This is a genomic window from Lysobacter niastensis (assembly GCF_031457115.1).
In the GTDB taxonomy this organism is placed as follows: domain Bacteria; phylum Pseudomonadota; class Gammaproteobacteria; order Xanthomonadales; family Xanthomonadaceae; genus Lysobacter_J; species Lysobacter_J niastensis_A.
In genome coordinates this window covers 1,135,256-1,147,180 of the sequence record NZ_JAVDVY010000001.1, presented here as the reverse complement: position 1 = coordinate 1,147,180, position 11,925 = coordinate 1,135,256, and the positions used below count along the sequence as shown (strand labels likewise).

Sequence of the window (11,925 nt, the reverse complement as noted above, 5' to 3'; positions counted from 1 at the left end):
CCGGATCGAGACATGACCGATACGACATCCCCGGCCGGCCAGCCCCTAGCCCAGCCCACCAAGAAGCTCTTCATCGAGACCCACGGTTGCCAGATGAACGAGTACGACTCGGCCAAGATGGCCGACGTGCTCGCCGCCAGCGATGGCCTGGAGCTGACCACCAACGTCGAGGAAGCCGACGTCATCCTGATCAACACCTGCTCGATCCGCGAGAAGGCGCAGGAGAAGGTCTTCAGCCAGCTCGGCCGCTGGAAGTCGCTCAAGCAGGGCGACCGGCCGGTGGTGATCGGCGTCGGCGGCTGCGTGGCGTCGCAGGAGGGCGAGGCGATCGTCAAGCGCGCGCCGTACGTGGACCTGGTGTTCGGCCCGCAGACGCTGCACCGCCTGCCCGAGCTGATCCGCGCCAAGCGCGAGACCGGCCTGCCGCAGGTCGACATCAGCTTCCCCGAGATCGAGAAGTTCGATCGCCTGCCCGAGCCGCGCGCCGAGGGCCCGAGCGCATTCGTCTCGATCATGGAAGGCTGCAGCAAGTACTGCTCGTTCTGCGTGGTGCCCTACACCCGTGGCGAGGAGATCAGCCGGCCGTTCGAGGACGTGCTGGTGGAAGTCGCCGACCTCGCATCGCAGGGCGTGCGCGAGATCAACCTGCTGGGCCAGAACGTCAACGCTTATCGCGGGCCTTATGTCGATGGCGAAATCGCCGACCTGGGCCTGCTGATCCGCGCCATCGCCGAGATCGAAGGCGTCGGCCGCATCCGCTTCACCACCTCGCACCCACTGGAGTTCTCCGACTCTCTGGTGGAGGCCTACCGCGACGTGCCCAAGCTCGCCAACTATCTGCACCTGCCGGTACAGGCGGGCAGCGACCGCGTGCTGGCGGCGATGAAGCGCGGCTACACGGCGCTGGAGTTCAAGCAGAAGATCCGCAAGCTGCGCGCGGTGCGGCCGGACATCTCGATCTCCTCCGACTTCATCGTCGGTTTTCCGGGCGAAACCGAAGCCGACTTCGAGAAGACCATGAAGCTGATCGAGGACGTCGGCTTCGATCAGTCGTTCTCCTTCATCTACTCCCGTCGCCCGGGCACCCCGGCCGCCGACCTGGAAGACAACGTCTCCAGCGAGGAGAAGCACGCTCGACTGTCGCGCCTGCAGGCGCATATCAACGCGCATGCGCGCTCGATCTCCGATGCCATGGTGGGCAGCGTGCAGAGCGTGCTGGTGGAAGGTCCGTCGAAAAAGAACCCGAACGAGCTCACCGGCAAGACCGAAAACATGCGCTCGGTGAACTTCCCGGGGCATTCGCGCCTGGTCGGCCAGTTCGTCGACGTGGTCATCACCGAGGCGATGAGCAACTCGCTGCGCGGGCGCGTGGCGATGGCGGACGCGCTCGAGGTCGTTTGAAGCCCTTCTCCCGCTGGCGGGAGAAGGGATAGACGCCTCGGCTACTTGGAGGCGCTGTACACCGCGCGACCATCGACATAGGTCGCCTGCACCGTGAGATCGCGCAGCTTCGCGGGATCGATCGTCAGCGGATCTTCCTTGAGCAGCACGAAATCGGCGCGCTTGCCCACGGCGAGACTGCCGACCTCGGCCTCGGCGAAGCCGGCGTAGGCCGCATCGAGCGTGAAGCCGCGCAGCGCCTCGAACGCGGTCAGCTTCTCTTCCGGATGCCAGCCGCCGACCGGCAAGCCCTGCGCATCGGTGCGAGTGGCGGCGGCATACAGCCCCAGACGCGGATCCACCGATTCCACCGGGAAGTCCGAGCCCAATGCGAGCCGCGCTCCACTGTCGCGCAACTGGCGCCAGGCGTAGGCGCCGACGATGCGCTGCGGGCCGACGCGGTCCTCGGCCCAGGGCATGTCGCTGGTCGCATGGGTCGGCTGCATCGAAGCGATCACGTGCAATTGCGCCAATCGCGGCAAATCCCGTGGCGCCAACACCTGTGCGTGTTCGATGCGCCAGCGATGGTCGCCAGTAGCATCGGCGCCGAGCACGCGAGTGTAGGTTTCGAGCACATCATGGTTGCCGCGATCGCCGATGGCGTGCGTGGCTACCTGCACGCCGCAGCGCTTGGCCTTGGCGACGGCAGTCGCCATCGCCTCGGGCGACATCAGCATCAGGCCGCGGTTGGCGCGGTCATCGCTGTAGGGCTGCAACATCGCCGCGCCCCGACTGCCTAGCGCACCGTCGGCATAGAGCTTGACCGTACGCATCTGCAGGCGCGCAGACGGGTGGCGGTACAGGCCGTCGTGACACAGCATCTCCAGTGCGTCGCCGTCGCCCGCTGCCATCGCCGTGATGCGCAGTGGCATCTCGCCACGGTCGGCGATGCGCTGATAGCGATGCAGTTCGGCGAGATCGACGCCGGCATCGTGCACGCCGGTCAGGCCGTGCTCGGCGGCCGATCGCATTCCCAGCGCCAGCGCGCGTTCGGCGGTGGCCTCGTCCATCGGGGGACGCGCGGCATCGACCAGCGCGGTCGCGCCATCGACGAAGATCCCGGTCGGCTTGCCGTTGGCATCGCGCTCGATGCGGCCGCCCTCCGGCTGCCACGCTCCCGACAGTTCGCGCTTCACTGCACGCATCGCCGCGCTGTTCGCCCAGCCGGCGTGGCCGTCGACGCGCTCAAGCCAGACGGGCTGATCCGGGAACGTCGCATCCAGGTCGGCGGCGGACGGGAAGCGCTGCTCAGGCCAGTCGTTCTGGTCCCAGCCCCGGCCGATCAGCCAGGCACCGGGCGGCAGTTGCCGAGCGAACGCCTGCAGCCGCTGCAGCACTTCGGCCCTGGTCCGCGTGCCTACGAGGTCGGCGGTCAGCATCGACAGGCCAAGTCCCTCGACGTGGCCATGCGCATCGATCAGACCGGGCACCACCGTCGCGCTGCCCGCGTCCAGGCGCTTCGCTTTCGGATAACGCTTGAGCAGTCCCGCGGTGTCGCCGAGGGCGAGGATGCGTCCGGCGTCGTCGTAGGCCAGCGCCTGCACGATCGGCTGCGCGGTTTCCATGGTGTGGATCCGCGCCGCGCTCAATACCGTCACTTCCGCGGCGAAGGCGGGCGCTGCGAACGCCAGCGCCGCTACCGCAAGGCCCGATGCCGCCGACCACAATCTCCCATGCTGCTTGCGCATTCCGCCTCCCCAGGCAATCCGAGCACTGCCCCGGACTTTGCGCAAACCCTCGTGCCGGCGCAAGCGGCGCCGGCTTGGGAACAGGAGCGGCAAAGCGTCTATCAGCGCTCCGGCTCGGGGCGACGACCAAGTAGCCATAGGACACCGCCCACTGCGATCAGCCCAATTCGAATCGCGATCCCCGGCGCATAACCCCAGTAATCGATCCAGCGCAACAACTTGAACTCAAAGTTGAAGTAGTTCAGAACGAACGAGCCGAGGCCAAGCAGAAAGAGCCACCCACCCAGATTCTTCATCGGATCACCCCTCCCCGGATGCCGTGACCGGGGCGGTATCCATTCGTCGGATTTCGATGATCCTGTTGCCGTAGTACCCGGGCAAGTCCGCGCGCCTGACCGGGATTTTCTCCGAGTTGTCCCAGGTGATGCCGGAAAGATCGCCGTGCAGATCGTTGCGCGCGCTCTGCGGATTCGGCCAACCCGCGTTCTCGGTGACGAAGACGACCTGGTCCGGCGTCACCTGGATCACCTTCATGAGTCCGTAGCTGGTTTCGTCTTCGCCGAACTCGCTGCCCGAGAAGTGGGACAGCTCGACCGCGTACAGATCACCCGCCTTGGGCTGGGCGAGATAGGCGCTCTCTTCCTTCCCGGCCGCGCAGCCCGCGACCAGCACGAGCGACAACAGCAGGGCCAGGGGCAGCAGCAGGTTCTTTGTAGACACGATCGAGCCTCAATAAAAGGAGGCCTAACTTAGTTATGCGCGCGCTAGCCCAACATAGGAAACATCCCATTTGCGTTTTTAGGTGTCGATCGATCGACACATTCCAACGATCGATCGCGTTGATCCCGCTCGCACGCCCATCGTTAAGAAAGGAAGCCGGTGCCGCGCCAATGCGGACCACTCAGTCCAGGCGTTTGCGGAACCGCAGGATCGCCGCCGTCATCATCACCGTGATGAAAGCCAGCAACGCCAGCACTTCCGGCCACAGCTCCGGGAGCGTGGCGCCGCGCAGCATGATGCCGCGGATCAGCCGCAGGAAATGCGTCAGCGGCAACACCTCGGCCAGCCACTGCACGATCCTGGGCATGCCGGCATACGGGAACATGAAGCCCGACAGCAGGATCGACGGCAGGAACACGAAGAACGTCATCTGCATCGCCTGGAACTGCGACTGCGCCTTGGTCGAGATCAGCAGGCCGAGCGTGAGGTTGGCGATGATCAGCAGCACCGCGGCCGCATACACGTCAACCAGGCTGCCGCGGATCGGAACATCGAACAGCCACACGCCCAGTAGCAGCACCAGCGTGGTCTGTATCAGGCCGATGCCGGCATAGGGCAACACCTTGCCGACCATCAGCTCGCTGCTGCTCACGGGCGTGGCGATCAACAGCTCCATGTTGCCACGCTCGCGCTCGCGCACGATCGCCACGGCGGTGAACATCACCATCGTCATCGTCAGGATGATGCCGATCAGCCCCGGGACGATGTTGATCGCCGAGCGCCGCTCCGGGTTGTAGAAGCTCACCACGCTGATCTGCCCGGCCGCGACCGGGCCGGTGCTGCCTTCGCGCAGTGGCCGGGTGTTGATGATCGGCCTGGTATCCAACGGCATCTGTGCCAGCTGGACCGCCGCGCTCTGTACTACCGTGTCGCTGCCGTCGACCAGCACCTGCACCGCCTCGCGCCCTTCGAAGCGGCGTCGCTCGAAGTCGGGAGGGACGACCACGCCCACGCTGATCTCGCCGCGACGCAAGCGCTCCATCAGCTCCTGCGGCGTGCGGGCGCTGACGGTCGGCTCGATCACGCCGGTCGCCACCATGTCCATCACCACCGCGCGCGATGCCGCGGTGTTGGCCTGGTCGGCCACTCCCGCCGACAGGCCGCGCAGGTTGAGGTTGATGGCGTAGCCGAACAGCACCAGTTGCATCACCGGGATGCCGACGATCATCGCCAGCGTGATGCGGTCGCGACGCATCTGCCGCAGCTCCTTCACGACGATCGCTTGCAGGCGCCGCAGGCTCATGCCGCTTTCCCCTGCTCGTCGTCGCGGCCGCGCGTGGCCGACACGAACACATCCTCGAGGTTGGGGTGCGAATCGGCGACTTCCGCCTGCAGGCCGGCTTCGGCCAGCGCCTTGCGCAGCCGCTCGGCGGCATCGCCGTTGCGGTCGTTGAGCACGCGCAGGCCATTGCCGATCTGGGCCACGCTGAGCACGCCGGGCACGCCGACCAGCAACTGCTTCGCGCGGCGCGGATGCTGCGCGATCACTTCGACGGTACGGCCCGCCAAAGCTTGCGTCAGTTCGTCTGGCGTGCCGTCGGCGACCAGCACGCCGCGATCGAGGATGGCGATGCGGTGGCAGCGCTCGGCCTCGTCCATGTAGTGGGTCGAGACCAGGATCGTGGTGCCGGCGTCGGCCAGGTCGAACAACTTTTCCCAGAAATCGCGGCGCGACTCGGGATCCACCGCGCTGGTCGGCTCGTCCAGGAACAACAGTTCTGGCTTGTGGATGACCGCGCCGGCCAGCGCCAGGCGCTGCTTCTGGCCGCCGCTCATCGTGCCGGCCAGCTGGTTCTGGCGATCCTGGAAGTGGTACTGCCCGAGCAGCTCGTCGATGCGCTTGGCCGCCTGCGCCCGCGGAATGTCCTGCACTGCGGCGAGGAACTCCAGGTTCTCGCGCACGCTCAGATCGTCGAACAGCGAGAACTTCTGCGTCATGTAGCCGATGCGGCGGCGCAGCGCCTCGGCCTGCGCGGGAATGTGCAGCCCCAGGACTTCCACCTCGCCCTCGGTCGGGGTCAACAGGCCGCAGAGCATGCGGATGGAAGTGGTCTTGCCCGAACCGTTCGGCCCAAGGAACCCGTAGACGTTGGCGCGCGGCACGCTCAGATCGACATGGTCGACCGCCACCAGCGTGCCGAACCGCTTGGTCAGCCCGCGCGCGCGGATGGCGGGGGCGGTATCGCCGCTCATTTCGTGAACTCGACCCGCACCGGCAAACCGGACGGAAGTTGCGCGGCATCGTGTCCGGTCAGCTCGACTTCGGCCAGATAACTCAGGCGCGCGGCGTCCTTGCCGATCAGCGCGTAGTAAGGCGTGAAGCTGGGCTCGTTGCGGATCATCCGCACCCGCCCTTGCAACGGTTCGTCACGGCCGTCGACGTGCACCTGCGCGCTCTGGCCGACGCGCACGTTGGCGCGGATCGGTTCGGGAACGTAGACCCGCGCGTACGGCGCATCGCCCACGAGCATGATTGCCAGTGGCGCGCCCACCGGGGCCTGGTCGCCGAGGCGGTACGGCAGGCTGTCGACGACACCGGCGCGCGGCGCGATCAGATCCAGCTTCTCCAACGTGACCGCCTGCACCGCGGCCTGAGCCTTGGCCGACGCGACCGCCGACTCGCCCTGCGCAATCTGCTCGCTGCGCGTACCGCGTTCGAGTTCCAGCAAGGCCTCCTGGGCGGCGCGCACTTCCGCCTGTGCGTTTTCTGCCGCCGCGCGTGCGAGATCCACTTCGGCGGCGGACACCAGTTGCTGCCGCCCCAGTGGCTGCATGCGGCGGAAGAACGCCTGCGCGTTGGCGGCACGGGCCTGCGCCGCGGCGAGATTGGCGCGCGCCTGGGCGATATCTTCGCGGCGGGGGCCGGCCTGCAGTTCGGCGAGCACGTCGCCGGCCTGCCGCGCCTGCGCCTGCGTGGCCGTCAGCTGCGACTGCGTGCGGGTCAGTTCAAGCTGCACGAGCCGCGCACCCGCGGCCACGCGCTGCCCCTCGCGCACATCGATGCGGACGATCTTCTCCGCCGCAGGCGACGGCAGTGCGATGCGGTCCCATTCCAGCGTGCCCAGCGCCTGCTGGCTTTCGTCGTTGCAGCCGGTCAGGGCCAGCGCCAACAGCAACCACAGGGGGCTTCGTGCGCGCTTCAAGGTCGCGACTCCGGTGACAGTGCTCATCTCTACCTCACGCAATCAGCCGCAACCCAGGCCACGGTCCAGCAACGCCAGCGTGTGCCGGCGCAGCGCATCGAAATCCAGGTCCTCTGCCTGCAGCAGGCGTCGCCAGATGGGCGCGCCGGCGGCCGGGAACAGCGTCAGGCCGACCAGCGAGACCATCAGCAGGCGCGGGTCGAGGTCCTCGTTGAGTTCGCCCCGCTGCTGCGCCTGGGCAAACCGCGCGGCCATCAACTGCGGCAGTTGCGGCCCGATGCGCTCGAACAGCACGTCGCGCAGCGCACCGCCTTCGCACAGCACCTCGCGCACCCACAGCGCCGGCAACCAGGGATGCTCGGCCACCAGCCGGCCCACGCCCTGCACGAACCCCGCCACCAGGCCCGCGACATCCTCTCCGGCCGCCATTACCGGCTCGCGCAGCGTGGAGAACGCTGGCAGCACACGCTCGGTGATGATGGCTTCGCGCAGTTGTTCCTTGTCGCCGAAGTAGTAATGCAGCAGCGCCGGATTGACGCCCGCCTCGGCCGCGATGCTCCGCAGCGACGTGGCGGCGATTCCCTGGCGCGTGTAACAGGCGATGGCTGCGTCGAGCACGCGTTCGCGCAAGTCGGGACTGTCGGCACCGGGGCGACCCGGCGCCCGGCCGACGGTACTGCCCGTACCAGCGGGCTTTCCGCGCCCCTTGACGGGCGCCTTCTGGGGCTTGGTCTGACTCATGGGGAGAAATATTAATTATGTGATTAATTAGATTTCAACCTCGAACCGACGAGCGTTCAGGCCGCATTTACTGCCCCGGCCCGGCACGCCGCCTTGCCGGGCAAGGCACGCGGCCGGCGGGCTGGTCTATCGTTGCCCCATGTCGCCCGACTCGCCCCGCCCCCCTGCCCTGCGTCGCTTCGCATTGGGTCTCTGGTTCCTGGGACTCGGCGTGCTCGGTCTGCTCCGATACGGCATGAAGGCGGCACGCGACGCCGACATCGCTTCCGATTCTGTTGCATGGCTGTGGTTGGCGGGCTCCGTGGCGGTCTGCGTGATTGGCATCATCGACATCGCGCGAGTCCACAAACACTCGCGAGACCACCCGGACAACTGACCGCGTCCCTTTGCGAAATTCGCCATGCGAGCGCAAGCTGACACCCCCCTCGCGCGAACGACCGCGCGGCCCATGGAAGACCTTTCGTTCTGATGCCATCGCGAACCACCTCCGAATTCGTCCTCGAGCCCGCCGAAACCGAGCGCCTGGCCAACCTGAGCGGCCCGTTCGATGGCCACCTGCGCATGATCGAGTTGCGCCTGGGCGTGGAGATCGCCAACCGCGGCAACGTGTTCCGCGTGGTCGGCCCGCAAGTCGCCGTCGGCAAGGCCGAGAAACTGCTGCGTGACCTGTGGCGCGATGCCGCCGAAGAAACGCTGTCGGAACCGGACATCCACCTGCGCCTGACCGAGATCGACGCCGACGCCGTCGCCAGCGATGGCGTCGAACCGCAAGAGGTCAACATCCGCGTCAAGCGCGGCACCATCCGCGGCCGTGGCGCCAACCAGGCCAAGTACCTGCACGCCATCGCCACGCACGACATCAACTTCGGCATCGGCCCGGCTGGTACCGGCAAGACTTTCCTGGCCGTGGCCAGCGCGGTCGAAGCGTTGAACGAATCGCGCGTGCAGCGGCTGATCCTGGTGCGACCCGCGGTGGAAGCCGGCGAAAAGCTGGGCTTCCTGCCCGGCGACCTGACCCAGAAGGTGGACCCGTATCTGCGCCCGCTGTACGACGCGCTTTACGAAATGCTGGGCGTGGAGAAGGTGGTCAAGCTGCTGGAGAAGAACGTCATCGAGATCGCGCCGCTGGCCTACATGCGCGGACGCACGCTTAACGATGCGTTTGTCATTCTCGACGAAGCGCAGAACACCACGATCGAGCAGATGAAGATGTTCCTGACCCGCATCGGCTACGGCAGCACCGCCGTGGTCACCGGCGACATGACCCAGATCGACCTGCCCAAGCACCAGAAGTCCGGCCTGAAGGACGCGCTGGAAGTACTGCGCAACATCAACGGCGTCAGCTTCACCTTCTTCGAATCCCGCGACGTGGTACGCCATCCGCTGGTGGCGCGCATCGTCGACGCCTACGACGCACGCGACGAGCAGGACGCCGCCACCGGCCCGTCCCACTGAGCATCCAACAGGCTCTCGACCATGACCAAAGGCCCCATTCGCCTGGATGTGACGATCAACTACGCCGTGCCGCGCATCGGCATCCCCGCCGCGATCAGCTTCCGCAAGTGGGTGGCCGCCGCCCTGGCCAACCGCATCCGCGAAGCCGACCTGGCGATCCGCATCGTCGGCAGCAAGGAGGGACGCGCGCTCAACCGGCACTACCGCGGCAAGGATTACGCGACCAATGTGCTCAGCTTCCCGGCCGAACTGCCCGAAGGCCTGCCCAAGGACGTGAAGATGCCGTTGCTGGGCGACCTGGTGCTGTGCGCCCCGGTCGTGGCGCGCGAGGCCAAGGAGCAGAAGAAGCCGCTGGCCGCGCACTACGCCCACCTGACCGTCCACGGCGCTTTGCACCTGCTCGGCTGGGACCACGACGACGAGCGCGAGGCCGAATGCATGGAACAGCTCGAGCGCGAGATCCTGGCGACCATGGGCATCGCCGACCCTTACCGCGCCTGAGCCGGCCCGCTCCCCGGCCGGCTTCCTGCCGCCCCTCCCGGCATGCGCTAGACTGATCGGGACGCCCTTCCCCACGGGCGCCTTCAAGAACGCAATGTCCGAGGACGACAGTAGTAGCTTCCACGCGCCGGAACCGCAGGAACGGCGGAGGTCATGGCTCGAACGCATCAGTTCGGCGCTATCCGGCGAGCCCACCACCCGCGAAGACCTGGTCGAATTGCTGCGCGACGCGCAGGCCGACGGCCTGATCGCCGCAGACACGCTGCGCATGATGGAAGGCGCGATCGCGATCGGCGACATGACCGTCGGCGACGTGATGATCCCGCGCGCGCAAATGGTCTCGTTGCCGGCCGACGGCAAATTCATCGACCTGATGAAGCAGGTGGTCGAATCGGGCCACTCGCGCTTTCCGGTGCATGGCGAGGACAAGGACGAGATCCTGGGCGTACTGCTGGCCAAGGACCTGCTGCGCGGCGTGGTCGCCGACTACGGCCCCGGCAGCATCCACTCGCTGCTGCGCCCGGCGGTGCTGATCCCCGAATCCAAGCGCCTGAACGTGCTGCTGCGCGAGTTCCGCCAGTCGCGCAACCACATGGCGATCGTCATCGACGAGCACGGCGGCGTCGCCGGCCTGGTGACGATCGAGGACGTGCTGGAGCAGATCGTCGGCGAGATCGACGATGAGCACGACGACGCCGAGGACCCGAACGCGCTGATCGCGGCGCAGGCCGACGGCCAGTTCGTGGTCGACGCGCTGACGCCGATCTCGGACTTCAACGAGCGCTTCGGCGCCGATTTCGACGACGACGAGTACGACACCATCGGCGGACTGATCACCGCCGCGATCGGCCACCTGCCCGAATCCGGCGAGGAGCTGACGCTCGGCCGCTTCGTGTTCCGCGTCTCCAGCGCCGATGCGCGCCGCGTGCACGCCTTCCACGTCGGCGTGCTGGGCGATGCGTAACGCGGGCCGCGTGCGGCGGCTGCTGGTCACCTGTCTGCTCTGGCTGCTGGCGGTCAATGCCTTCACCGCCACGCCTGCCTTCGCCGCCGCGCCGCGCATCGGCGTGGCCACGATGCAGCCGGGCGAAATCTTCTGGGAGCGGTTCGGGCACAACGCACTGGTGGTGGTCGATGCCGACACCGGTGCGGCGATGTCCTACAACTTCGGCTTCTTCGATCCGACCGAAGAGGATTTCTTCGGCCGCTTCATCCGCGGCGAAATGCGCTACCGGCTGGCGGCGCTGCCGTTCGAGCAGGACCTGGCGCAGTACCGCGACGAAGGTCGTGGCGTCGACGTGCAGTGGCTCGACCTGGACGACAGGCAAGCCAACGAACTCGCCGCAGCGCTCGCGCAGAACGCCAAGCCCGAGAACGCCTTCTACCGCTACCAGTATTTCGACGACAACTGCTCCACGCGCGTTCGCGATGCCATCGATCGCACGCTCGGCGGCGGCCTGCGCCGCCAGATCGAAGGACGCTCGCACGGCAGTACCTACCGCAGCGAGGCGGTGCGGCTGGCGCGGCCGGCGTGGTGGATGTGGCTGGGCTTCGACCTGGGCCTGGGTCCGGCCGCGGACCTGCCGCAGCCGGTGTGGAACGAATCCTTCGTTCCGATGCGCCTGGCCGATGCCCTGCGCGAAACCACCAACGGCCATGGCCGTCCGCTGGTCCTCGGCGACCAGCCCGTACTGCCGCACCTGCTGCCGCCCGAGCCGCAGGACGCACCGCCGCGCTGGTGGCCGTGGGCACTGGCCGGCATCGCGATCGGCATCGGCGCGATCTGGCTGGGTCGTCGCCGACCGCGCGCGCTCGCGGCGGTCGCGTTGCCGTTCTGGCTGCTGTCAGGTGTGCTCGCCGCGCTGATGCTGTTCATCTGGTTCGGCACCGCGCATCGTTATGGTTGGGCCAACCACAACCTGCTGCTGCTGAGCCCGCTGAGCTGGCTGTTGCTTCCGGGTGCCTGGCGCGTGCTGCGCGGCCGCGATCCCGGCCCGTGGTTCGTGCGATGGCTGGCCGTCATCGCCGCCGGCGCCGTGCTCGGGTTGTTCATGTACTGGCTGCCCGTATTGCCCCAGCGCAACGCACACTGGATCTCGCTGTTGCTGCCGATCCAGCTCGGTTTGCTGCAGGCCTTCCGCCGGCGCTGAGCGCTTGCCGCGCCTGCGGCGCGGGGG

13 protein-coding genes are annotated in these 11,925 nt (G+C 67.3%); 6 read left to right on the top strand and 7 right to left on the bottom strand.

From position 1 onward, the window contains the following. Positions 1 to 12 precede the first annotated feature (12 nt). Positions 13 to 1,401, top strand: coding sequence for a tRNA (N6-isopentenyl adenosine(37)-C2)-methylthiotransferase MiaB (gene miaB, locus J2X06_RS05255; protein WP_430539497.1), 1,389 nt, complete (start codon positions 13 to 15; stop codon positions 1,399 to 1,401). 41 nt (positions 1,402 to 1,442) lie between these two features. Here the strand turns inward: miaB and J2X06_RS05250 are convergent, their stop codons facing one another. The 7 genes from J2X06_RS05250 to J2X06_RS05220 all read right to left on the bottom strand — a co-directional run bounded on the left by J2X06_RS05250 (position 1,443) and on the right by J2X06_RS05220 (position 7,792). Further along, the gene (locus J2X06_RS05250) at positions 1,443 to 3,128 is read right to left on the bottom strand and encodes an amidohydrolase (protein ID WP_310059182.1); all 1,686 of its coding nucleotides are present in this window, start codon (positions 3,126 to 3,128) and stop codon (positions 1,443 to 1,445) included. Positions 3,129 to 3,229: 101 nt separating this feature from the next. Next, positions 3,230 to 3,424: a hypothetical protein gene (locus J2X06_RS05245; RefSeq protein ID WP_310059179.1), complete on the bottom strand. Its 195-nt coding sequence runs from the start codon at positions 3,422 to 3,424 to the stop codon at positions 3,230 to 3,232. Positions 3,425 to 3,428: 4 nt separating this feature from the next. Beyond that, positions 3,429 to 3,848, bottom strand: a complete 420-nt coding sequence (locus tag J2X06_RS05240; protein ID WP_310059177.1) for a hypothetical protein — start codon at positions 3,846 to 3,848, stop codon at positions 3,429 to 3,431. 181 nt (positions 3,849 to 4,029) lie between these two features. Continuing rightward, positions 4,030 to 5,151 (bottom strand): ABC transporter permease, encoded by a 1,122-nt coding sequence (locus J2X06_RS05235; protein ID WP_310059175.1) that lies wholly within the window; start codon positions 5,149 to 5,151, stop codon positions 4,030 to 4,032. Next, entirely contained in the window at positions 5,148 to 6,077 is a 930-nt protein-coding gene (locus J2X06_RS05230; protein WP_310061250.1) for an ABC transporter ATP-binding protein, read from the bottom strand. The genes J2X06_RS05235 and J2X06_RS05230 overlap by 4 nt, the downstream gene beginning before the upstream one ends. Before the next feature lie 20 nt (positions 6,078 to 6,097). Then, a complete protein-coding gene (locus J2X06_RS05225) occupies positions 6,098 to 7,051 on the bottom strand; it encodes an HlyD family secretion protein (RefSeq protein ID WP_430539496.1) in 954 nt (317 codons plus the stop codon). A gap of 42 nt (positions 7,052 to 7,093) precedes the next feature. Continuing rightward, positions 7,094 to 7,792 (bottom strand): TetR/AcrR family transcriptional regulator, encoded by a 699-nt coding sequence (locus tag J2X06_RS05220; protein WP_310059169.1) that lies wholly within the window; start codon positions 7,790 to 7,792, stop codon positions 7,094 to 7,096. 139 nt (positions 7,793 to 7,931) lie between these two features. Between J2X06_RS05220 and J2X06_RS05215 the strand changes: the two genes are divergently transcribed. The 5 genes from J2X06_RS05215 to J2X06_RS05195 all read left to right on the top strand — a co-directional run bounded on the left by J2X06_RS05215 (position 7,932) and on the right by J2X06_RS05195 (position 11,898). Further along, positions 7,932 to 8,168: a hypothetical protein gene (locus tag J2X06_RS05215; protein WP_310059167.1), complete on the top strand. Its 237-nt coding sequence runs from the start codon at positions 7,932 to 7,934 to the stop codon at positions 8,166 to 8,168. Positions 8,169 to 8,260: 92 nt separating this feature from the next. Further along, a complete protein-coding gene (locus J2X06_RS05210; protein WP_310059164.1) occupies positions 8,261 to 9,247 on the top strand; it encodes a PhoH family protein in 987 nt (328 codons plus the stop codon). A 21-nt stretch (positions 9,248 to 9,268) separates the two neighbouring features. Next, complete coding sequence (gene ybeY / locus J2X06_RS05205) at positions 9,269 to 9,748, top strand: rRNA maturation RNase YbeY (RefSeq protein ID WP_310059160.1); 480 nt, start codon at positions 9,269 to 9,271, stop codon at positions 9,746 to 9,748. Positions 9,749 to 9,842: 94 nt separating this feature from the next. Next, the gene (locus J2X06_RS05200; protein ID WP_310059158.1) at positions 9,843 to 10,712 is read left to right on the top strand and encodes an HlyC/CorC family transporter; all 870 of its coding nucleotides are present in this window, start codon (positions 9,843 to 9,845) and stop codon (positions 10,710 to 10,712) included. Beyond that, on the top strand, positions 10,705 to 11,898 hold the full coding sequence (locus tag J2X06_RS05195) for a DUF4105 domain-containing protein (protein WP_310059155.1): 1,194 nt from the start codon (positions 10,705 to 10,707) through the stop codon (positions 11,896 to 11,898). The genes J2X06_RS05200 and J2X06_RS05195 overlap by 8 nt, the downstream gene beginning before the upstream one ends. The last annotated feature ends 27 nt before the right edge of the window (positions 11,899 to 11,925 follow it).